Source organism: Burkholderia sp. BCC0322, from assembly GCF_902833045.1.
Lineage (GTDB): Bacteria > Pseudomonadota > Gammaproteobacteria > Burkholderiales > Burkholderiaceae > Burkholderia.
The window spans coordinates 605169-628377 of sequence record NZ_CADFDU010000001.1 but is presented as its reverse complement, the minus strand read 5'-3'; the positions used below and the strand labels follow the sequence as shown (position 1 = coordinate 628377).

The following is a 23209-nucleotide window of genomic DNA, read 5'->3' as shown; positions in this document are numbered from 1 at the left end:
CGGCCGATACAAGGCCGCACCTGGAGGAAACATGGAATACGTCCGCCTCGGCCAGTCCGGCCTGAAGGTGTCCCGCCTGTGTCTCGGCACGATGAACATGGGCACCCCCGAATGGAAGCCCTGGATCTTCGACGAAGCGCAGAGCGAGCCGATCGTGCGCCGCGCACTCGACGCCGGCGTCAACTTCATCGATCTCGCGGATTTCTATTCGACCGGCGTCGGCGAGGAAGTGGTCGGCCGCATCCTGAAGCGCAACGCGCGCCGTGAAGAGCTCGTCGTGACGACCAAGGTCGGCTACGACATGGGCAGCTATCCGAATGCGGGCGGCCATTCGCGCAAGCACGTGCTCGACGGCATCGACGGGTCGCTGAAGCGCCTCGGGATGGATTACGTCGACATCTTCATGCTGCACTTCTTCGATGTGAACACGCCCGTCGAGGAAACGATGAGCACGCTGCACGACATCGTGCGCGCGGGCAAGGCGCGCTATATCGGCGTGTCGACGATGTACACGTGGCAGTTCGCGAAGATCATGCAGGCCTGCGAACGAAACGGCTGGGACAAGCCGATCAACATGCAGCTGCAGCTGAACCTCGCGTATCGCGAGGAAGAGCGCGAGATGGTGCCGTACTGCATCGACCAGGGCGTCGGCGTCTCGGTGTTCAGCCCGCTCGCGCGCGGCCTGCTCACCTGCGAGCCGCAATCGACGCGCAATCAGACCGACTTCTTCACCGCGCAGATGTACGGCGACGCATCGTCGCTCGCGATCGCGGAATCGGTCGCGAAGGTCGCGAAGCGCCGCGGCGTGCCGCCCGCGCAGATCGCGCAGGCATGGGTGCTGAGCCGCCCCGGCATCGCGAGCATGCTGGTCGGCGCGGATTCCGTCGCGCAGTTCGACAGCGCGCTCGGCGCGCTCGAAACGCAACTCACCGAAGAAGAGCTGCACGAGCTGGAACGCAACTACACGCCGTGCGACCTGATCAACGACTACACGGCCGGCAAGCGCATCGCGCGCACGTCGCGTCCGGCGCAGGGCAGCTTCGCGACGGACTGAAGGACTGATGGACTGACGGACTGCGGTACCGAGAGGCTCCGAGGCACTGAAGGAACGACACACAATGAACGAATTTCTGAGGACCGGCCATTTCATCGGCGGTGAATGGCATGAACCGCATGGCGCGAGCGATGCAACCTATCCGGTGTTCAACCCCGCGACCGGCGAGACGATCGCGAAGGTCGCGAAAGGCGGCGCCGACGACACCCAGCGCGCGATCGATGCCGCCGCGCACGCGTTTCCCGCGTGGCGCGCACTGACCGCGAAGGAACGCGGCGCCCGCGTGAAGCGCTGGGGCGAGCTGATGCTCGAACACCGCGACGCGCTCGCCGAGCTGCTGACGCGCGAGCAGGGCAAGCCGCTCACGGAAGCGCGTGGCGAAGTCGCGTATGCGGCGAGCTTTCTCGAATGGTTCGCGGAAGAAGCGAAGCGCATGTACGGCGACGTGATCCCGAGCCCGAAGCCGAATTCGCAGATCGTCGTCACGCGCGAGCCGGTCGGCGTCGTCGCGGCGATCACGCCGTGGAATTTCCCGCTCGCGATGATCACGCGCAAGGCCGGCCCCGCGCTCGCGGCCGGCTGCACGATGGTGCTGAAGCCGTCCGAGGAAACGCCGCTGTCGGCGTTCGCACTCGCGGTGCTCGCCGAGCGCGCGGGCGTGCCGGCCGGCGTATTCAACGTCGTGTCGGGCGATGCGGTTGCGATCGGCGAGACGCTGACGAGTTCGTCCGTCGTGCGCAAGCTGTCGTTCACGGGCTCGACGCGGGTCGGCAAGCTGCTCGCGAAGCAGTCGGCCGACACACTGAAGAAGCTGTCGCTCGAGCTCGGCGGCAATGCACCGTTCATCGTGTTCGACGATGCCGATCTCGATGCGGCGGTCGAGGGCGCGATCGCATCGAAGTTCCGCAACACGGGCCAGACCTGCGTGTGCGTGAACCGCTTTCTCGTTCAGGACGGCGTGTACGACGCGTTCACGCGCAAGCTCGCCGACGCCGTGCGCACGCTGCGCGTCGGCAACGCGCTCGCGGGTGAAGTCGACCAGGGACCGCTGATCAACGAAGCGGCGCTCGGCAAGGTCGAGCGGCACGTGGCCGACGCCACCGCGAAGGGCGCGCACGCGCTCACCGGCGGCAAGCGTCACGCGCTCGGCGGCACGTTCTACGAGCCGACCGTGCTCACCGGCATGACGGCCGACATGCTGATCGCCGAGGAGGAAACCTTCGGCCCCGTCGCCGCCTGCTTCCGCTTCGCGACCGAGGCGGAGGCCGTGGCCGCGGCCAACGACACGCCGTTCGGGCTGTCCGCGTACTTCTACACGCGCGACCTCGGCCGTGCGTGGCGCGTATCGGGTGCGCTGGAGAGCGGGATGGTCGGCGTCAACGACGGGATCATCTCGACCGAAGTCGCGCCGTTCGGCGGCGTCAAGCAATCGGGGCTCGGCCGCGAAGGCTCGAAGTACGGCCTCGACGAATACGTGGAACTCAAGTACACGCTGATGGCCGGCCTCGGCCGCTGACCACCGGCCGCTCCCCGCGGTCGACCCGCGCCGCGCGCCGCCCGGCCGCGCGGCGCCTCGCACGGCATGCTCGGCGGCGTTCCGCCGCCGCGCGCCGCTGCACGCACACCAACAATCCAGGAGGCAGCTTGACCCAAGCCAACGTTCAATCCGGCACGGCGCGCGCATTGCCGCTGCCGCGTGGCGCCGAGGCGCCGCACCGCGCCGTCGCGCTCGACGACGTGCCGCTCAACCGCTTTCACGTGAAGATCGCCGGCCTGACGTTCGGCGCGCATTTCACCGAGGGCTACACGCTCGGCACGATCGGCTACGCGCTCGCCGCGCTCGGCAAGCAGATGCCGATCGACGCGTTCTGGATGGGGATGATCGGCAGCTCGGCGCTGATCGGCATCTTCTTCGGCAGTCTCGTGTTCGGCTGGCTGTCCGACCGGATGGGCCGGCAGAAGATCTTCCTGACGAGCTTCGCGATCATCACGGCGGCTGCGTTCGCGCAGTTCTTCGTCACGTCGCCGCTCGAACTGTGTTTGCTGCGCGTGCTGATCGGCTTCGGGATGGGCGGCGATTTCACGGTCGGCCACGCCATCCTCGCCGAATTCTCGCCGCGCAAGCATCGCGGTGCGCTGCTGGGCTCGTTCAGCGTGATCTGGACGATCGGCTATGTCGCCGCGAACGTGCTCGGTCTCGCGTACAGCGACGTCACGCCCGACGCCTGGCGCTGGCTGCTCGCGTCGGCGGCGCTGCCCGCGCTGATCGTGCTGGTGCTGCGGATCGGCACGCCCGAATCGCCGCGCTGGCTGCTCGGCAAAGGCCGCGCGCAGGAGGCGCGCGCGATCGTCGCGAAGCATTTCGGGCCCCACGTGATGCTCGACGGTTCGACCGAGCCGCATGCGCATGGCGGCTTTGCGCGGCTGTTCCAGCGTGACCTGATCCGCCGCACGATTTTCAACTGTGCGTTCTTCGTGTGCCTCGTGATTCCGTATTTCGCGATCTACACGTTCCTGCCGACGATCCTGAAGACGATCGGCCTCGCCGAAGGCTTCGGCGCGGACCTGCTGCTGAACGGCTTCCTCGTGCTGGGCGCGCTGATCGGCATCTGGCTGACGATCCGGCTGTCGCGGCGCGGCTTCCTGATCGGCTCGTTCGCGGTGACGTGCGCATCGCTCGTCGCGCTCGCGGTGCTGCCGTCGTCGGCGGCCATGGCGATGATCGTCGCGTTCGCGATCTTCACGCTGACGATGTCGGCGTTCAGCAATCTCGTCGGCGTGTTCCCGCCCGAGTGCTTCCCGACCGAAGTGCGCGCGAGCGGCGTGGGGCTCGCGATCGCGTGCAGCCGGCTCGGTTCGGCGATCGGCACGTTCCTGCTGCCGGCCGGCATCGCGACGCTCGGCTTTCACGCGACGATGTTCGCGCTCGCGGGCGTGCTGCTGGTGGGGATGATCGTGTCGATCGCATGGGCGCCGGAGACGAAGCATCTGACGCTGGAGCAGGCGTCGGGGCATTGATGGCGGCGGCGGGTTGCGTGCCCGCCTGCTTCATCGCGCTCGATCAAGGCGTTCGCATCGACGCCATGCCCATGCGCCACTGCGACGACGCGCGCGAGATCGTTCCCACGGAAACATCAGCCGCGTCCCACCGCCCTCGCCGCCTACCCCCGCCTCGCCGCCTGCTCCCGCAACCACGCAGCAAACGCGGCCACCGGTTCGACCGCGACACTCTCCGGCTCGACATCGAGCCAATAGCCGAACGGCCCGATCGGCTGCACCGGCGACAGCCGCACGAGGCTGCCCTCGCCGATCTCCTCCTCGATCATGTTGAGGTCGACCACCGCGAGCCCCGCGCCCTTGCGAGCCGCGCGAATCGCCTGTTCGAGCGTGGAAAACTCGATGCCGTCGCCGATCCGCGTCAGCGGCACGCCCGCCTGCTCGCACCAGTCGGCCCACAGCGTCAGGCGCTTGCCTTCGTGCAGCACATGCAGCGACGGCAACCGGCCGAGCAGCACATCGAGCGCATCGCCGCGATAGCGCGGCGCGCCGACGAGCGCATGCCGCTCCATCATCAGCAGTTCCGACTGCATCCCGGCGCGCGCCGTGCGCCCGAAGCGGATGTGGCAATGGCAATCGTCGGCCGGCTCCGTGCGGATCGACAGCTCGACGTCAGGCAGCGCCTCCGCGAGGGTGCCGAGCCGCGGCGAAAACCACTGCGTCGCGAACGTGGGCGGCAGCGACACCGTCAGCCGCCGCTTCGCACCCGGCCGCGTGGCGGCGATTTCGCCGACGCCGCGTTCGATCGTGTCGAACGCCTGCCCGATGAACGGCAGCAGCCGCTGGCCGGCATCGGTCAGGCGCACGCCCTTGTGATCGCGCTCGAACAGCCGCGCGCCGAGCGCTTCCTCGAGCAGCCGGATCTGCCGGCTCACCGCCCCCTGCGTCACGCACAGCGAAACCGCCGCGCGGTTGAAGCTCAGGTGACGCGCGGTCTCCTCGAAAAATCGCAGTGCGATCAACGATGGCAGGCGTCGCATGATGTGTGTCCCATTCGTTTGTATCGTTTGTATCGTTCGTGTCGTTGCCGACGGGCGCCGCCGGCCATCCGGCGAGCGGCCCTGTCGCAACCCGGCGCGCGGTCAAAGCCCCGAGGGCCCGCGCCCGCCGTCGCTTCCATTCATCGTCCCCGAGCCCGCGGCCGTCCGCCTACAATAAGCATCCCGCACCAAACACTACACCGCCCGTGAGACGCAAGATGCCGGCGCTGAATGCGCTGAAAGCCTTCGAGATGGCCGGCCGCACCGGCAGCTTCACCCGCGCGGCCGAGTTGCTCAACGTGACGCAGAGCGCGGTGAGCCGCCAGGTTCGCCAGCTCGAGGGCCAGCTCGGCGAGACCCTCCTCGAGCGCCGCCATCACCAGCTCGAACTGACCGCGGCCGGCCGCGTGCTGCTGCGCGCGCTGCAGCAATCGTTCGACAAGATCGAGCTGACCGTGCGCAGCCTGCAGGAAAAAACCCACCTGAACCGTCTGCGCGCGAACGTGCCGCCCACCTTCGCCGCGCGCTGGCTGGTGCCGCGCCTCGGCCGGCTGCGCGACGCGCATCCCGAATTCGAGCTGAGCCTCACGACCCGCATTCACGACAGCCTCGGCGAATCGCGCGTGCTCGACTGCGCGATCCGGTTCGGCGACGGCGAATGGGACGGCTTCGACAACGCACTGCTGATGCAGGAACAGCATATCGCCGTCTGCGCGCCCGCGCTGTATGCGCGGCTGCGACAGGACGGCGCGCCGATCGACCTGAACCGCTTCACGCTGCTGCACGTGCTCGCCACCGACGACCAGCGCTACCTGACCTGGCAGCACTGGCTGAAAGCCGCCGGCATCACCGACGTCGACACACGCGGCGGCTACGAATTCGACCTGCTCGACCACGCGATCCGGGCGGCGATCGACGGTCTCGGCATCACGATCGCCGACCGCCATATGGTCGCGCGCGAACTCGCGACCGGGCAACTGATGCAGGTGCTCAACGTGCATGTCGACGGCCACCAGTCGTACTGGTTCGTCACGCGGCCCGAGCAGACGAACCTGCCGCACATCGTCCAGTTCCGCGACTGGCTGCAGCAGGAAGTGTGGCTCGCGAAACGCCATCTCGAACCGTCGTCGCCGCTTCCGCAAGTGCCGCTGGCATAGGGCCCGTTCACGCCCCGCACGCCCCCGACCACCGATCGCGGGCGACACCTTACCGCCTTCCACGTCCGTCCGCATTCGGCCCCGTCGAAAAATTCGGCCGGCCACAGCCTGCCCCGCGCCGCCGCAACCTTGCCGGACGGACGACTCCGGCCGATTCGCTCAGTAACGTGCGTTTTTCTCATGGTCGCCACGAAAATAAGTCGTTTGTCGTGCGCTAAACGCATGAACAAAATGGCCTCCATCCCGTGCCGCGCGTGTCGCCACCCGAAGCGATCCGCCTGCATTCATTGGAGGAGTCACTTCATGCGCACCGAACGCAATTACGTGAACGGCCGTTTCGTCGCTCCGGAAAGCGACACGTTCATCGTCGTCCACAATCCCGCCACCGAGGCACCGTTCGCGCGCGTGCCGGCCGCGACGCCGGCCGCGGCGCTCGCCGCCGTCGACGCCGCGGCCGCCGCGCAGAAAGCCTGGCGCAAGCTGCCGAGCGCCGAGCGCGCCGCCTACCTGCACCGCTTCGCCGACGCCCTCGCCGCACGCGCGCCCGAGATCGGCGCGGCGCTCGCGCAGGAATCCGGCAAGAGCGTCGAGGACGCGTCGAACGAAGCCGTCTACGCGGGCCAGATCACGCGCTACCACGCCGAGTGGGCGCGCCGGATCGAGGGCGAGATCATCCCGAGCGACACGCCGGACGAGAACCTGTTCCTGCAACGCGAGCCGATCGGCGTCGTCGCGTGCCTGATCCCGTTCAACTACCCCGTCTACACGCTGCTGCGCAAGGTTGCGCCCGCGCTGATCGCCGGCAACGCCGTGGTCGTGCGGCCGAGCAACCACACGCCGGTGTCCGCGTTCGAGATCGCGAAGGCCGCCGACGATGCAGGCTTCCCGCCGGGCGTGATCAACATCCTGACGATGGATCACCCGACGGCCGAAGCGCTGTGCACGCATCCGGCAGTCGGGATGATCACGCTGACGGGCAGCGTGAACGCGGGCCGCAAGGTGCTCGACTACTGCAAGGCGAACATCGCGAAGCCGTCGCTCGAACTCGGCGGCAAGACGCCCGCGATCATCGAGCCCGACGCCGACCTCGAACGCGCGGCCGCCGCACTCGTCGCATCGAAGACGACTCATTGCGGCCAGCTCTGCACGGCGATCGAGCGCGTGTACGTGCACGACAGCGTGCATGATCGCTTCGTCGCGCTGCTGAAAGAGAAGATGGCGGCCGTGCGCATCGGCGACCGTGCGGAAGACGCCACGCGGATGGGCCCGCTCGTCAGCGCATCGGCGCGCGCGCACATCCACGGGATGGTCGAACGCGCGATCGCGGCGGGCGCGACGCTCGAAACCGGCGGCGCAATCCCGGCCGGCCCCGGTTTCTTCTACCCGGCCACGCTGCTGACGAACTGCCGCCAGGACATGGAGATCGTGCAGGAGGAAACCTTCGGCCCGATCATGCCCGTGCTGCGCTACACGACGATCGACGAAGCGATCGCGCAGGCGAACGACCACCAGTTCGGCCTGTCGTCGGTGCTCTACACCGAGCACTACCGCACCGCGATGACCGTCGCGAACGCGATCGAAGCCGGCGAGCTGTACGTGAACCGCACGCCGGCCGACCCGTACCAGGGCTTCCACGCCGGCTGGAAGCGCTCGGGCCTCGGCGGCGACGACGGCAAGCACGGCATGCTCGAATTCACGCAGACGCGCCTCGTCGTCATGAAGTACTGACGCCGTCACGCCGACGCACCGTTTCCGGCGCGCGCACCACGACACCCCGCCGCGCGCGCCGCCCCTGACCCGATCGAACACATAACAAATCTGCAGACCTCCGCGTAAAGGAAGTCTGATGGAGGAAGACACCATGCCGACCCAACCGTCGACGCACGCCGCGTCGCTCGCGTTGCACGACGACGCACACGCGTCGCAGCACACCCGCGCGCAACGCTACCTGCAACTGCTGCTGCTCGTGATTGCCGCGGGCGCGATCTACCCGATGCTGTATCTGCGGCAGGTGTACCAGCCGACGATGCTGCAGTTCTTCCATATCGACGACGTGCAGCTCGGCTACCTGTATTCGTCGCTCGGCACGATCTTCCTCGTGAGCTACCTGCCGAGCGGCTGGCTCGCCGACCGCCTGTCGCCGCGCTGGCTGATCTGCTTCTCGCTGCTCGCGACGGGCGCGCTCGGGCTCGTCTACGCGACCGGGCCGTCGTTCAACGCGCTCGTGCTGATCTTCGGCGGCTGGGGGCTGACCACAGGCCTCACGTTCTGGGCCGCCGTGATCAAGCGCGTGAACACGATCGCGGGCCCCGACGAACAGGGCCGTTTCTTCGGCCTGCTCGACGGCGGCCGCGGCCTCGTCGAGGCATTGCTCGCCACGATCGCGATCACGCTGTTCGCGTACGTGACGCAGGCGCGCGGCGGACCCGACGCGGCCGGCTTCAAGCTCGTCGTCCACCTGTACGCGTTCTTCTGCATCGCGCTCGGCGTGCTGCTCGCGCTGGTAAAGGATCCGGCGAGCACGGGCGAGCGTGCGGCGGCCAGCAATCGCCGGCCAGGCAACGTGCTGACCGACCTGAAGACGCTCGCGTCGATCCCCGAGCTGTGGCTCGTCGCCGCGATCGTGTTCTGCGGCTACCAGGTGTTCTGGGCGACCTACAGCTTCTCCGCGTACCTGCACGAAGGCAATTTCGGGCTCAGCGCGACGGCGGCCGGCTTCATCACGACGCTCAAGCTGTGGATGCGCCCCGTCGGCGGCATCGGCGGCGGCTTCCTCGGCGATCGCGTATCGAAGGTGTCCGTGCTGTTCTGGGCGCTGCTGCTCGCCGCACTGTCGCTCGTCGGGCTGATCGCGGCACCCGCGCACAGCCCGCAGGCCATGCTCGTCGTGCTCGTGCTGTTCATCGGCATCCTCACCTACGCGATCCGCGGCCTGTACTGGTCGCTGCTCGACGACTGCAAGGTGCCGACGCATTGCGCGGGCCTCGCGATCGGCCTGATCTCGGTGCTCGGCTATTCGCCGGACGTGTTCGTGCCGCTGATCAACGGCTACGTGACGCAGACCTACCCGGGCGCGCACGGCTACCAGCTCTATTTCGGCTATATCGCGGCCATCGCGCTCTGCGGCGCAGGCGCCGCCGCGTTCCTCAAATACCGCCTCAACCGCCTCCAGGAGTCCGCATGAAGATCGTTTCGCTCGAAACCCATATCGTCGCCGTGCCGCCGCCGCATGTCGGCGGGATGTACTGGATCTTCGTGAAGCTGAAGACCGACGACGGCATCGAAGGCGTCGGCGAGATCTACTCGGCGACGTTCGGCCCGAAGGCGATGGCCCCGATCATCGACGACGTGTTCGAACGCCATCTGCTCGACCGCGACCCGCATCACGTCGAACGGCTGTTCCGCCAGGCCTATTCGAGCGGCTTCACGCAGCGTCCCGACCTCACGATGATGGGCGTCGTCAGCGGCCTCGAAATGGCGTGCTGGGACATCGTCGGCAAGGCCGCGGGCAAGCCCGTGTATGAACTGCTCGGCGGCAAGATCCACGAGCGGCTGCGCTCGTACACGTACCTGTACCCGAAGAACGCGAAGGGCGAATACGACTACGACGACCCCGACCTCGCGGCCGAATGCGCGGCCGAGAACGTGAAGCTCGGCTTCACGGCCGTCAAGTTCGACCCGGCCGGCCCGTACACGGCTTACTCGGGCCATCAGCTGTCGCTCGAGGTGCTCGACCGCTGCGAAACGTTCTGCCGCAAGGTGCGCGACGCCGTCGGCAGCAAGGCCGACCTGCTGTTCGGCACGCACGGGCAGATGGTGCCGTCGTCGGCGATCCGGCTCGCGAAGCGGCTCGAGAAATACGACCCGCTGTGGTTCGAGGAGCCGGTGCCCCCCGGCCAGGAAGAAGCGATCGCACAAGTCGCGAAGCACACGTCGATTCCGATCGCGACCGGCGAGCGCCTGACGACCAAGTACGAATTCCACAAGCTGCTGCAGGCAGGCGGCGCATCGATCCTGCAACTGAACGTCGCGCGCGTGGGCGGCCTGCTCGAAGCGAAGAAGATCGCGACGCTCGCCGAAGTGCACTACGCGCAGATCGCGCCGCACCTGTACAACGGGCCGGTGGGCGCAGCCGCGAGCATCCAGCTCGCGACCTGCACGCCGAATTTCCTGATCCAGGAAAGCATCATGACGTGGGGCGGTTTCCATGCCGAAGTCGTCAAGACACCGATCCGCTGGGAAGACGGCTACATCATTCCGTCGACCGAACCGGGCCTCGGCATCGAGCTCGACATGGACGTCGTGCGCCGTCACACGCCGTACACCGGCAAACGGCTGCACCTGCAGATGGGCGAACACCCCGTCGACGTGAAGGATCTCGCCCCCGCGAAGGGCTGAGCGCAAAGGACAGACATGAGCTACGACTACATCATCGTCGGCGCGGGCTCGGCCGGCTGCATCCTCGCGAACCGCCTGAGCGAATCGGGCCGTCACTCGGTGCTGCTGCTCGAAGCCGGCGAACGCGACGCGTCGTTCTGGTTCAAGGTGCCGGTCGGCTTCACGAAGACCTACTACAACCACCGCTACAACTGGATGTACTACAGCGAGCCCGAGGCGCAGCTCGCCGACCGCAGGCTGTACTGCCCGCGCGGCAAGGTGGTCGGCGGATCGGGCTCGATCAACGCGATGGTCTACGTGCGCGGCCAGCGCAGCGACTACGACGACTGGGCGAACGCCGGCAATCCGGGCTGGGCGTACGACGACGTGCTGCCGTACTTCCGCAAGCTCGAAACCCACGCGGCCGGCGCGACCGACCCGCAGCATCACGGTTCGACGGGACCGATCCACATCACGTCGATGAAGGCCGACGTGCATCCGATCGTCCACGAATTCCTGAAGGGTTGCGCGCAACTGAACCTGCCGCGCACCGACGACTTCAACGGCGCACAGTTCGAAGGCGCGGGCATCTACGACCTGAACACGAAGAACGGCGAACGCTGTTCGAGCAGCTTTGCGTACCTGCGTCCCGCGCTGGGCCGCGCGAACCTCACGCTGCGCCCGGGCGTGCTGGTGCGGCGCGTGACGTTCGACGGCACGCGGGCGACCGGCGTGGTCGTCGCGGGCGAACAAGGCGACGAAACGCTCGTCGCCGCGCGCGAGGTCATTCTCGCGGCGGGCGCGGTCGATACGCCGAAGCTGCTGCAACTGTCGGGCGTCGGCGATCCGTCGCTGCTCGCGCGCCAGCACGTGCCGCTCGTGCATGCGCTGCCGGCAGTCGGCCGCAACCTGCAGGACCACCTGTGCGTGAGCTTCTACTTCAAGGCGAACCGGCCGACGCTGAACGACGAGATGGGCACGCTCGTCGGCAAGATGAAGATCGGGCTGCGCTACCTGCTGACGAAGCGCGGCCCGCTCGCGATGAGCGTGAACCAGGCGGGCGGTTTCTTCCGCGGCTCGGACGACGCGCAGGAGCCGAACATCCAGCTGTACTTCAATCCACTGTCATACCGGATCCCGAAGAGCGACCGCGCGAGCATCAAGCCCGAACCGTATTCTGGATTCCTGATCGCGTTCAACCCGTGCCGGCCGACGAGCCGCGGCACGATCGAGATCGCGTCGAACCGCGCGGAAGATGCGGCAAAGATCCACATCAACGCGCTCACCACGCGGAAGGATCTCGATGAAGCCGTGCAGGGCAGCAAGATGATCCGGGCGCTGATGCACGCGCCGGCGCTGAAGTCGATGACCGTCGAGGAAATCTCGCCGGGGCCGCAGGTCGATTCCGACGAAGCGATGCTGCAGTATTTCCGCGAGCAGTCGGGTTCGATCTATCACCTGTGCGGCTCGTGTGCGATGGGGCCGGACGCGGCGACGTCGGTGGTCGATGCATCGCTGCGCGTGCACGGGCTGCAGGCGCTGCGGATCGTCGATGCGTCGGTGTTCCCGAACATCACGTCGGGCAACATCAACGCGCCGACGATGATGGTCGCGGAGAAAGGCGCGGATCTGATTCTGGCGGATGCGCGGCGCGGCGAGACGGCGGCGGACCGGGCGCACGAACGCGAGACGGCCGCTCACTGACGCGCGGCGGATTTCAGCCGCTTCATTCCGGTCACGGCAGCTCAATTGAGCGCTGCCGTGACCGCGCTCCAGAAGGTCGGGGCTTCATCGCCCAGGGCCCACATCATCAGGTCCGCGCTCCGGACGAGCGCCGCGTATTCGTAGGGCCACGTCCACGTGTTGGTCGAATCGTCGCTCGTCTTGGCCGGCACGCTCAGCACCAGCGTGGCGTGGATCGCGTGCAATTGCGCGGCCAGGTCGGTCACGAAGCGGGGGTACGCATCGCGATCCGCAGGATCGACGCCTTCGAAATCGAGATTGATGCCGGTAAGGTTTGCCGTCCTGGCGAGTGCAACGATGTTCTGGAGCGCGGCGGCACGGTGGGTCACCACGGCGCCGTGGGCAAGCGCCGGATCGAAGTCCGTCGCGCCGAAATTGGAGATGCTCGCATACGTCGGCCGCCACCAGGATGACGTCCAGCGACACGGCGGTGATCGGTGAGGCGGCGGCCGGGGCGCCGGCTGCATCGGATCCGCATTGACAGGCGCTTCACCGGAATGACTCGCGCGATCGCGCCGTTTCCTCAAGGGCGCGTCACAGGCGCGAAACGTGCATTCGGTTGTCGGGAAAACGCTCGCGAATCGGCTCGCCCCGTATCGCGCGCCTTACGCAACCCGGGATTTGCCCGGTTGGTTCCGAATGCCTGCCTGAACGAGGATTCCGACAAATGGAACGTGCATGCGTCGCCACAAGAGCGGCCATCCGGCGACGGCGTTCGTCGCCTGTCTGGCGCGTTCCAACGGAACCCCGCACGGCTTGCCATCCGCCTCGCAGCAAGTCCTCCCGAAGGACGGGCGACTTCGCGCCGGGAGACACGCCGTGAAGCGCATGCCGATCCGCTACGTCCGTGCCATTACCTACGCCAGCCTGCTGCTGTTTCAGGCCGAGACGCTGGCGCAGTCGCTGGACAACCAGTCGACGCAGGAAAACATTTCCGCGCTGCGCCAGGAAGTCGACCAGCACCTGAAGGAACTGGATGCGCTCAAGCGCAGGCTCGCCGAGGAAGAAACGAATCTCGCCCGCCTGAGCCGCGCACTGGACACCCGCGAGCTCGCGGACAAGCGCGGTGCGGGCACCGGCGAGACGGGCGGTGCTGCACAGCAACCCGATGCCGGCGGCGCAACAGGCGCGGCCGAAGGCAATGCCGGCAATGCGCAACCCGCCGCCGCCCCGTCTCCCGCGCAGCCGGTCGGCCAGGCTCCCGTGCCGGAAACCGCGCCGCCGCCCGTCGCGCCGATCTTCGATCAGCCCGGCGTGCTGACGCCGAAGCACAAGCTCGTGATCGAGCCGTCGTTCCAGTTCAGCTATTCGTCGTCGGACCGCGTCGCCCTCGTCGGCTATACGATCATCCCGGCCTTGCTGATCGGCCTCATCGACGTGCGGGAAGTCAAGACGACCATCCTCACGGCTGCGGTCGCGGCGCGCTACGGGATCACCAACCGGATGGAATTCGAGATCCGTGTGCCCTACGTCTACTCGACGACCGACACGATCAGCCGCGAGATCTTCACCGGTTCCGCGCAGGACAACGCGTTCAACAGCCACGGCCACAACATCGGCGACATCGAAATGACGCTGCGGTACCAGTTCAACACCGGCGGCCCCGACAAGTTCTATTACATCGGCTGGCTCCGCTTCAAGACCGCCACCGGCAAGAGTCCGTTCGACGTCGTCACCGACTGCGTCACGCGCTGCGTCGGCAATACCACCGGCACCGGCCTGCCGCTCGAACAACCGACCGGCTCCGGTTTCTACGCGATCCAGCCGGGCCTGACGTGGCTCTTCCCGTCCGACCCGGTGGTGTTCTTCGGCAACGTCAGCTACCTGCACAGTTTCGGCCGTGACAACCTGAGCCTGACGATCCTCAACGGACAGAAGGATTTCCTCGGCAGCGTGCAGCCCGGCGACATCTGGGGATTCAACATCGGCATGGGCCTCGCCCTGAACGAGAAGGCGTCGGTGAGCCTCGGCTACGACCAGAGCATCGTGTTGCCCACGAAACAGAACGGCCAGACGGTGCCGGGTTCCGTGCGCGTGATCCTCGGCACGCTGCTCATCGGCTACTCGTACCGGCTGTCGCCGAAAACCACGCTGAACCTGTCGGTCGGCGCGGGCCTCACGCGCGACACACCGGATCTGGTCCTGACGCTGCGCATGCCGATCGCATTCTGAGCGCGAGCGGTTCGCCGGGCATCCCCCCCGGCGAACCGCGCCCGCTCACCGGCCCGGCAACGCACCGGCCAGCGCGCTGTTGATCGTCGACATGACGTTCAGGTTCTTGAACAACGACAGCGTGTTGACGGTCGTGTTGATCGTCGTCAGCGTCTGGAGGTGCTGATTGTTCAGCGTGTTCTGGATCACCGCGCCGGTCAGCGCGGGCAGCGTGCCGGCCTGCACGGTGTTGCCGTTGCCGACCTGGAGCAGCGCGCCTGCGTTCGCAGACGCCAGCGCCTGCGCCTGCTGCGCGGTCATCTGGCCGACATCCGGGATGTTGAAGCTGGTCGATGCGACCAGATTGCCGTTCACGAATGCGACACGCGAGATGCCGAACGACACCTTCAGGCCGTCCGGCATGTCGAAACCGCCGCGCATCGCATCGAGACGCGCGTCGCTGAGCGCAAGCGCTCCACCTGCCGGCCACGCGCGTTCTTCCTGCGCGCCATCGGCAGCCGGCACCGCCGCGTCGCCCTCCGCCTGCGCCGCACACTCACCGGTCGCGGCCGGCGATCCGTCCTGCATGGCCACGGCGTCCGTGGCGGTCAGCGCGCCGCACGCCATCGCGACAACGCCGGCCAGTCTTGCGTGTGCCGATCTCATGGTATTCCTCAGAAGTCGCCCGGACCGTGCTTGGGCACCACGACGTTGAACAGGCCGTCGCGTTCGATCCCGATGGAGAGCGGCGCGCTCGGTGCGATGCGCCAGTCGCGCGGATCGTTGAACGCCGCACGCTCGGGATGGTTGTGGATCACGAAGATCACGTGGTCCTCCCATTTCTGCTCGAAACTCGACAGCGTCATCGGCGTCGTGCCGTTCGCCGGATCGCCGACCAGCACCCGCCCGTTGCGCAGCCCTTTCACGACGACGAAGTGGTGATAACCATGCTCGGTGATCAGCACGATCGCGGGCGTGTGCGTCTTCGCGAGCGTCTGGATCGGCAGTTCGTAGCCGTCCGCGACGAAGCCTTGCGCTTCGAGAAAGCGCCGGATGTCGAGCAGCGAGAAACCCTGGCGGCGAATCTTGTCCTGGTTGCCGTTCTCCCACATCTGCGCGAAGGCCGTCTGCTCGGTCACCGGATAGTCGTACTGATAGGTCAGCAGCGTCGCGACGGCGGCAGACCCGCAGCTGAAGTCGTACTGCTGCTTCACCGTCCGCTTGAAGCGCGCTTCCTTGAGACTCGTGACGTGCATCGCGTAGCCGGCCCCCGTCGGGTCGACCACGGTCATCTCGTCCGCCCGCGCCGCCGCCACCGACGACATGCACGCGAGCGCCGCCGCCCACACTGCCGCGCAATGTCTCATCGCTCAATTCCCGAAGCGCACGTTGAGGACCGTGGCGTTCTGGATCAGCACGTTCGCGCCCGTATTCTGGATGACCGTCGGCAAGCCGCTCGAATTCGCGAACGAGCCGTCGGCAATCGCATTCGAGCCCGTCGACACCCGGCTCGCGACGTTGTCGGACACCGCGCCGTTCAGATAATTCTGGCCGATCAGCGCATCGCCGCCCCGGCGGGCGTCGAGCTGGTCGGCACTCATTGCGACCCCGAAGCCGCCTTCACGCGCGGCCGCGCCGCCGTCGGCGGGTTGCGCGGCGTCTGCCGCGTCTTGCGCCCCATCCGTCGCCGCCCGGGCAGCCGGGCCCGACAGCAGCAACGCAGGCACTATCACCATCGACACTGCGATGCGGATTCGCATGGCTGTCTCCTTGGGCCCTGCGCACGTCCACGGGGGCCGTACGCGCAGGGACCGTCGTCGGCGCGATCGCCGCGAGGCAGGCTGCGCCCCGCGGCGATTCGCACGACTCACCTGGATCGGCCTGCCGTTTCAACGTCCGACGGTCAGGTTCGCCTGCACGGTCACGGCCTGCTGCACGAACGACGCCATGCCGCTGTTCTGGTTGGCAACCATGATGCCCGCCGCGGTCTGCCCGACGCTCGTCATCGTGTTGGACATGTTGAACGTCCCCGCGTCGACGACGTTGGCTCCGCCCGCGCCGCCCGTGCCGCCCACCGCTCCGGCGCCAGTGCCGCCGTTGCCGACTCCGCCCGCGCCGCCTGCACCGCCCATGGCGCCTGCCGCGCCGACCGCGCCGTTGCCGGCGGTCGCACTGCCGTTGCTAGCCATCGACGTCGAGCTGCCATTCGCCGCGCCGCCGCCCGTGCCCGCGCCGCCTGTGCCGCCGTTGCCGGCACTCGCTGTCGCGGCACCGCCGCTGCCGCCCGCCGCCCCTGCCGCGCCGCCCGTTCCCGACCCCGAACCGCCGGATGCCGTCGACGCGCCCGCCGTGCCGGAGCCGCCTGTGCCGCTGCCCGAGCCTGTCCCGGTGCCGGTGCCCATGCCGCTCCCGCTCGATGCGGTCGCCGTACCGCCGTGGTGCGTCGCGGCGCTTGCCCAGCCGGCACCTCCCGTGCCCGTGCCGGAGCCCTGGCCCGCGCCGCTGCCGTAGCCGCCTACGCCGACCGACGCGGCAAGCGCGCCGCCGCCCGAGCCGGTCCCGGAGCCCCCGCTCGCGGTGCCGTAGCCGCCTCTGCCTGCACTGGCGGTCGCCGCACCGCCTGCACCGCCTCCGCCCGCATTGCCGTTGCCGGCCGTCGCACCGCCATTGGTGGCGTTGCCGGCCGACGCACTGCCGTTGACCGAACTGCCGCCGCTACCGCCCGCGCCGCCGCCGCCGCCGTTGCCGGCATTGCCGCCCGCACCGCCGTGGCCGCCATAGCCGTAGCCATTGCCGCCCTTGCCACCGCTTCCGCCGCTGGCGCTGCCGCTGTTGGTCGCCTGATTACCGATACCGTAGACCTGGACGTTGGTCACGTAGCCGTCGAGCTTGCTGAGCGCGACGACCTTGGTGGTGTTGTAGGAATCCTGATAGACAGCTGCACCGGGCGAGACTTCATTCGCATTGGACCCGGTCGTGCTGGTCTGCGACGAATTGACCGTATTGGTCAGGTTGTTCGATCCGTCGTCAGCCTTCTGGCTGCATGTTGAACTCGTATCGCTGCTGCATGGGTTGGCCATCGCGTAACCACTGCATCCTAGGGCGAGGAGCGCAGCGGACGCCATTAATGTTTTGCGCATGAAATCCTCCTGAGTCAACGAGGGACGGCTTGGCCGACTGCGCCAATCCGTGCCACCCGACGCATCGGCAATGCCAGCCGCGCGGGTGACCCATGGCCGGAAGGGGAGCGCGTGTTACCGGACGATACGACCCGGCGCGGCCAGGTCCGGCGTGCGATTTATGTTTCAGTCTTGAAACACCTCGATCGTCACGACGACAGGGGTTTCGAGATCTGCGGGTGAAAACCCTTGCTGTTTCAAACGCCTGCATGCGCTTTCGAATGACGGCCTGACGAGCGCAAAATGTTTCACTTCCGATACCGTCCTGCCCGGCCCGCGGGATGCCCGATCCTGCGTGCGATTCGATCGCGATCGTGGGCGCCCGTCGGGCAAGGGCCGCGACCGGATCCTCGCCCGACGAGGCGGCAACGGCCGCCGGCAACGGCCTTCCGACAACGTTTCAAACATGATCATGCGGCGCGTTTTCGCCGCATTCCAGCGTCGTCGCCCTGCGCCGGCATCCGTCGTTTCATATGGAAAGAGGATCGCCGCCGCCGTCCGCCGTAACGCGTGCTCACGCAAAAATTGCAGCACGCGTAAACGAAAAGAGGCGGCACAGTGTGCGCCGCCCTTTCGCCTTTCGCTTCGATACGTCAATACGTCAGTTCACGCTCGACCTCTTCTCCACGAACCGCCGCACATAGTCATCCGCCGGCCGCGACAGGATATCGTCCGGCGTCCCGACCTGCACGAGCGTACCGTCGCGCAAAATCGCGATGCGGTCGCCAATCCGCAGCGCTTCGTCGAGATCGTGCGTGATGAACACGATCGTCTTCGCAAGCGTCGCCTGCAGCTCGAGCAACTGATCCTGCATCTCGGTACGGATCAGCGGATCGAGCGCCGAGAACGCCTCGTCCATCAGCAGCACATCGGTATCGGCCGCCAGCGCGCGCGCCAGCCCGACACGCTGCCGCATCCCGCCCGACAGCTCGTCCGGATAGTGATCGCCATAGCCGTCGAGCCCGACTTTCGTCAGCCAGTTGCGCGCCGCCTCGGCCGCATCGTGCCGCTTCTCGCCGCGCGTGCGCAGCGCATACGCGGCGTTGTCGAGCACAGTCTGGTGCGGCAGCAGCCCGAAGTTCTGGAACACCATGCTGACCTTGAAGCGGCGCAGCTCGCGCAGCCCGTGCGCGTCGAGCTTGATCACGTCGCTGCCGTCGATCACGATCTCGCCGGCCGTCGGCTCGATCAGCCGGTTGAAGTGCCGCACGAGCGTCGATTTCCCGGAGCCCGACAGCCCCATGATCACGAAGATCTCGCCCGACTCGATGCCGAGGCTCACGTCGTTGAGCCCGACGTTGCAGCCCGTTTCGGCCAGCACGTCGGCCTTGCGCTTGCCCGAGCGCAGCAGGTCGAGCACGCGCGCATGCGCGGCCTGCGGCCCGAACAACTTGTACACGTGTTTGACGTCGATGGTCGCCATGTCTGTCTCCGTTCCTATGCACGCGACGACTGCGTCGCCTGATTCGAATCGACGCCCGCCGACTGCGCCTTGCGCGCCAGCCGGTACGGCACGCGCGACGCGCCCTTCTGCCGGCGCTGCTGCGCGAGCCGGCGGCGCGCGCGTCGTTCCTGGCCGAAGCCCTGGCTGATCCGGTCGATCACGATCGCGAGGATCACGATCGCGAGGCCCGCCTGCGTGCCCTTGCCGACGTCGAGCGTCTGGATGCCCGCGAGCACGTCCTCGCCGAGCCCGCGCGAGCCGATCATCGACGCGATCACGACCATCGACAGCGCCATCATCGTCGTCTGGTTGATGCCGGCCATGATGCTCGGCCGCGCGAGCGGCAACTGCACGTTGACGAGCAGTTGCCAGCGCGTCGTGCCGAACGCGCGCGCGGCTTCCGTCACGTCCGGATCGACCTGGCGGATGCCGAGATCGGTCAGGCGGATCAGCGGCGGCAGCGCGTAGATGATCGTCGCGAGGATCGCGGGCACCTTGCCGAGCCCGAACAGCATCAGTACGGGGATCAGGTACACGAAGCTCGGCAGCGTCTGCATCACGTCGAGCACGGGCAGCAGCATCCGCCGCAGCCACGCGCTGCGCGACGCGAGGATGCCGACCGGCACGCCGATCGCGACCGACAGCACCGTCGAGACGAGCATCAGCGCAAGCGTCTGCATCAGCTTGTCCCACAGGCCGAAGCAGCCGATCGCGTAGAGCAGCAGCATGAAGAGCGCGCCGAGGCCGATGCGGCGCGTCGCATTCCACGCGATCGCGCCGACGACCAGCAGCACGAGCCACGGCGGCGCCACGCGCAGCGCGCCTTCGAGCGGCACGAGCAGGTAGCGCAGCACCAGTACGCTGAAGTGATGGAAGCCGTCGCCGTATTGCGCGACGAACGTCTCGAGCGCGCTGTTCACCCAGTCGGCGATCGACAGGTGCAGAAAGAAGCCGTTCATGTTGATTCTCCGTCGCGCCGCGAAGGCGCGTGACGGCGGCAGCGGGCGCGGGCCCGCCGCCGCGCGCAGGTTACGCGCCCTTCAGGCTGCCGGCGATCTTCTGCGCGACGTCGGCCGGCACCCACTGCTTCCACATGTCCTGGCGGGTCTTCAGGAATTGCGTGGCCATCGCCGCGCCGTCGATCTTCTTCGTCGTCATTTCGAGGATCGTCTGGTTCAGGAAGTCCATCGGGAAACGCACCTTGCCGAACACGCCGACGAGATCGGGGTTCGCATCGGCGAACGGCTTCGACACGCCCACCGTCAGCCGCGACACCATGTACGACGATGCGCACTGGTGCGTGCTGCTCTCGTCGCGCAACGTCTTCCAGCATGCTTCGTTATAGGCCGGCATCTTCAGCGCGGTGAACTTGTATTTCGCCATCAGCGCGGCCGGGCCCCAGTAATAGAACACGATCGGCGCGCCGCGCTGGTACGCGGACGCGATCGCCGCGTCGAGCGCCGCGCCCGTGCCCGGATGGAAGTTCGTATACGACTGGTCGAGCTTCAGCACCTTCAGGAGGCGCGTGTTCACGCGCTCGCAATCCCAGCCGGTCGGGCAGTTCAGGAAGCGGCCCTTGTCCGGTTCCTCCTCGTCGGCGAACACCTGCTTGTACTTCGGCAGATCGTCGACCGACACGAGCCCCGGCGCGACCGGCTTGATGTTGCGCGCCGGATCGCCCTTCACCACGTAGTCGGGCACGAACCAGCCTTCCGTCGTGCCGCCCGGCAGCGTGTCGCCGATCAGCTTCACGGCGCCCGACGCGACGGCCTTCGCGGTGATCTCGCTGCGCCCCGTCCACTGCTCGGCCCAGATCTGCAGGTCGTTGCGCGCGAGCGCCGTTTCGGTGGCGGCCGTGCTGCCCGGCACGACGTCCGTCTTGCAGCCGTAGCCCTTTTCCATGATCTGCCGCAGCACTTCGGTCGCGAACGACCCGCTCTCCCACGTGATGCCCGCGAAATGGACCGTCTTGCCGTCGGCGCACGCGCCGCCGGCCGCATGGGCGGCAGGCGCGGACAGGATCGCCGCGGCGGCGAGAAGGACCGTTTTCAGTCGTCGAATCTGCATGGTGGGTTGTCTCCAAATCGAATCTGTTGTTTGTGCGTCGCGGCATGCGCGGCGACCGGCGCATCGTGAATCCCGCCACGTCCGGTCAGCCTGCATGTTTCAGCCGCCAATTTGTTTAGGGAAACGAGTAATTCCGATCATTGCAATCGGCAGCGTCAATCGATCCCCGGGCATCCCTGCAAGCCCGCCGGACGGGCCTCCCAGCCGATTCCGCCAGTCCAGCCACGGCCCCGCGCGTGCCGTGTCGCGCCCCTGTTCGGCCGTCGCGCGAGCGGCCTTGAATCGTGGTGCGACGCACCCCGTTTCGACTGTCGAAACAGCCTGTCGCGCCCCCATTGGCGAAGCCGATTGCAATGATCGAAATTACTCGCTTTCGAATCCTTTGCGGCTTGGGAAGAATGCGCGGTGTCATCGGAGGAGACACGACCCGACGCTGCCGGTTGCCGCGCCGCCGCGCCTTGCGCGTTTCCGGCGCCGCACGCGCTGCGCAGGGTCGCCCCGGATGACGGGGCGCGCCTCGCCGGACGCGCTCACGACAACCGATACAAGCTGGATATCCCGGAGATCTCAATGAAAAAGACCCTGACGGCGCTCGCCGTAACGGCAACCTTCGCAGCCCCCGTGTTCGCGCAAAGCAGCGTCACGCTGTACGGCGTGATCGACGAAGGCCTGAACTACACGAACAACGTCGGCACCGGCCACGTCTACGAAATGGCGAGCGGCTACGCGCAGGGCAGCCGCTGGGGCCTGAAGGGGAGCGAAGATCTTGGCGGCGGCATGAAGGCGATCTTCCAGCTCGAAAACGGCTTCGACGTGAACACCGGCCGGCTCAACCAGGGCGGCCGCATGTTCGGCCGCCAGGCCTACGTCGGCCTGAGCCAGACCCAGTACGGCACGCTGACGTTCGGCCGCCAGTACGACTCCGTCGTCGACTATCTCGCGCCGACCACGGCCAACGGCAACTGGGGCGGCTACCTGCTCGCCCACCCGTTCGACAACGACAACACCGACAACTCGTTCCGTCTCGACAACACGGTGAAGTACGCGAGCCCGAACTTCGGCGGCTTCCAGTTCGGCGGCGCATACAGCTTCAGCAACAGCACGAACTTCTCGGACAACCGCGCGTACAGCTTCGGCGCGCAGTACCAGAACAACGGCCTGCTGATCGGCGCGGCCTACCTGCAGGCAAACCGCCCGGGCGACGGCTCGGCCGGCGCGATCACCGCGAACGACGCGAGCTACATCGCCGAGCGCATGCGCGTGTTCGGCGCGGGCATCAACTACACGTTCGGTCAGGCGACGGTCGGCTTCGCGTACACGAACTCGAACTACAAGAATCCGACCGGCAACGGCTACCTCGGCACGCCGGGCGCGATCATCGCCCCGGGCGCGACCGTCAGCGCGATCAAGTACCAGAACTTCGAGCTGAACGGTTCGTACCAGATCACGCCGGCGTTCATGGTCGGCGCACAGTACGTGCTGTCGCTCGAGAAGTACGACGCGTCGACCGGCAATGCGAAGCCGAAGATCCATTCGGCCGGGTTGATGGCCGACTACAACCTGTCGAAGCGCACGGACGTGTACGTGCAGGCCGCCTACCAGCACATCGCCGGCGACAAGACGAACTCGATCCTCGACAACGCGTTCATCCCCGGCACCGATGCGCCGTCGTCGACGTCGAACCAGGTGGCCGTGCGCGTCGCGCTGCGCCACAAGTTCTGACGCAGCCCGGTTCTCCATTCTTCACGCGACACCCGCGCGGGTCTGCCCGAGGTGTCTTTGCCCGCCCGCAAGCGCAAGCCTGCCGGCGGGCTTTTTCATGGTTCGTCGCCGGATGCCGGAGCGCGTGCGCGATATCGGCTGACTCGCCAGGCCGGACACACGCGTCCGACGGCCTCATGAGAATCCGCGACAATCGTTTCCAGCCTTTCATGCCCGTCGGCGCCTGTCTCGATCCGGCGCTCGGCCAATACCCTCGCAGGGCGTGCGCCATCCGTCGG

General features: G+C 67.3%; 19 protein-coding genes. 10 read left to right on the top strand and 9 right to left on the bottom strand.

The annotated features are described in order from the left end of the window. Positions 1–31: 31 nt before the first annotated feature. The 3 genes from HWX39_RS02915 (at position 32) to HWX39_RS02905 (ending at position 4072) form a co-directional block, all read left to right on the top strand. On the top strand, positions 32–1054 hold the full coding sequence (locus HWX39_RS02915; RefSeq protein WP_175965475.1) for an aldo/keto reductase: 1023 nt from the start codon (positions 32–34) through the stop codon (positions 1052–1054). A 64-nt stretch (positions 1055–1118) separates the two neighbouring features. After that, on the top strand, positions 1119–2570 hold the full coding sequence (locus HWX39_RS02910) for an NAD-dependent succinate-semialdehyde dehydrogenase (RefSeq protein ID WP_175965474.1): 1452 nt from the start codon (positions 1119–1121) through the stop codon (positions 2568–2570). 167 nt (positions 2571–2737) lie between these two features. Continuing rightward, entirely contained in the window at positions 2738–4072 is a 1335-nt protein-coding gene (locus HWX39_RS02905; RefSeq protein ID WP_244134924.1) for an MFS transporter, read from the top strand. 143 nt (positions 4073–4215) lie between these two features. Here the strand turns inward: HWX39_RS02905 and HWX39_RS02900 are convergent, their stop codons facing one another. Then, entirely contained in the window at positions 4216–5091 is an 876-nt protein-coding gene (locus HWX39_RS02900) for a LysR substrate-binding domain-containing protein (protein ID WP_175965472.1), read from the bottom strand. A gap of 218 nt (positions 5092–5309) precedes the next feature. Here HWX39_RS02900 and HWX39_RS02895 point away from each other — a divergent pair, with 218 nt between their 5' ends. The 5 genes from HWX39_RS02895 to HWX39_RS02875 all read left to right on the top strand — a co-directional run bounded on the left by HWX39_RS02895 (position 5310) and on the right by HWX39_RS02875 (position 12329). After that, a complete protein-coding gene (locus HWX39_RS02895) occupies positions 5310–6248 on the top strand; it encodes a LysR substrate-binding domain-containing protein (protein WP_175957276.1) in 939 nt (312 codons plus the stop codon). 303 nt (positions 6249–6551) lie between these two features. Further along, on the top strand, positions 6552–7976 hold the full coding sequence (aldA, locus tag HWX39_RS02890) for an aldehyde dehydrogenase (protein ID WP_175965471.1): 1425 nt from the start codon (positions 6552–6554) through the stop codon (positions 7974–7976). A gap of 133 nt (positions 7977–8109) precedes the next feature. Beyond that, complete coding sequence (locus HWX39_RS02885) at positions 8110–9432, top strand: MFS transporter (protein WP_244134882.1); 1323 nt, start codon at positions 8110–8112, stop codon at positions 9430–9432. Then, positions 9429–10646, top strand: a complete 1218-nt coding sequence (locus tag HWX39_RS02880) for a mandelate racemase/muconate lactonizing enzyme family protein (protein WP_175965469.1) — start codon at positions 9429–9431, stop codon at positions 10644–10646. Before HWX39_RS02885 ends, HWX39_RS02880 begins: the two co-directional genes overlap by 4 nt. A 15-nt stretch (positions 10647–10661) precedes the next feature. Next, a complete protein-coding gene (locus HWX39_RS02875) occupies positions 10662–12329 on the top strand; it encodes a GMC family oxidoreductase N-terminal domain-containing protein (protein ID WP_175965468.1) in 1668 nt (555 codons plus the stop codon). Between the two features lie 41 nt (positions 12330–12370). On the opposite strand, the gene HWX39_RS02870 is transcribed toward HWX39_RS02875, so the two are convergent. Then, entirely contained in the window at positions 12371–12835 is a 465-nt protein-coding gene (locus HWX39_RS02870; protein WP_175965467.1) for a hypothetical protein, read from the bottom strand. Positions 12836–13187: 352 nt separating this feature from the next. Here HWX39_RS02870 and HWX39_RS02865 point away from each other — a divergent pair, with 352 nt between their 5' ends. Further along, positions 13188–14540, top strand: coding sequence for an acetate kinase (locus tag HWX39_RS02865; protein ID WP_175965466.1), 1353 nt, complete (start codon positions 13188–13190; stop codon positions 14538–14540). A gap of 45 nt (positions 14541–14585) precedes the next feature. Here HWX39_RS02865 and HWX39_RS02860 read toward each other — a convergent pair whose 3' ends face one another. From HWX39_RS02860 to HWX39_RS02830, 7 genes are all read right to left on the bottom strand, one after another. After that, positions 14586–15185 carry a hypothetical protein gene (locus HWX39_RS02860; protein WP_175965465.1) on the bottom strand — a complete coding sequence of 200 codons (600 nt, stop codon included), beginning with the start codon at positions 15183–15185 and terminating at the stop codon, positions 14586–14588. An 8-nt stretch (positions 15186–15193) separates the two neighbouring features. Then, a complete protein-coding gene (locus HWX39_RS02855) occupies positions 15194–15886 on the bottom strand; it encodes a C39 family peptidase (RefSeq protein ID WP_175965464.1) in 693 nt (230 codons plus the stop codon). Between the two features lie 3 nt (positions 15887–15889). After that, entirely contained in the window at positions 15890–16279 is a 390-nt protein-coding gene (locus HWX39_RS36065; protein WP_244134881.1) for a hypothetical protein, read from the bottom strand. Between the two features lie 129 nt (positions 16280–16408). Continuing rightward, a complete protein-coding gene (locus tag HWX39_RS02845; RefSeq protein WP_175966060.1) occupies positions 16409–17659 on the bottom strand; it encodes a hypothetical protein in 1251 nt (416 codons plus the stop codon). A 640-nt stretch (positions 17660–18299) separates the two neighbouring features. After that, a complete protein-coding gene (locus HWX39_RS02840; protein ID WP_105815790.1) occupies positions 18300–19121 on the bottom strand; it encodes a betaine/proline/choline family ABC transporter ATP-binding protein in 822 nt (273 codons plus the stop codon). A gap of 14 nt (positions 19122–19135) precedes the next feature. Continuing rightward, positions 19136–20101 (bottom strand): proline/glycine betaine ABC transporter permease, encoded by a 966-nt coding sequence (locus tag HWX39_RS02835; RefSeq protein ID WP_175965463.1) that lies wholly within the window; start codon positions 20099–20101, stop codon positions 19136–19138. Between the two features lie 70 nt (positions 20102–20171). Next, complete coding sequence (locus HWX39_RS02830) at positions 20172–21209, bottom strand: ABC transporter substrate-binding protein (RefSeq protein WP_175965462.1); 1038 nt, start codon at positions 21207–21209, stop codon at positions 20172–20174. A gap of 570 nt (positions 21210–21779) precedes the next feature. On the opposite strand from HWX39_RS02830, the gene HWX39_RS02825 reads away from it, so the two are divergent. Then, positions 21780–22931: a porin gene (locus HWX39_RS02825; protein WP_174956757.1), complete on the top strand. Its 1152-nt coding sequence runs from the start codon at positions 21780–21782 to the stop codon at positions 22929–22931. Positions 22932–23209: the final 278 nt, after the last annotated feature.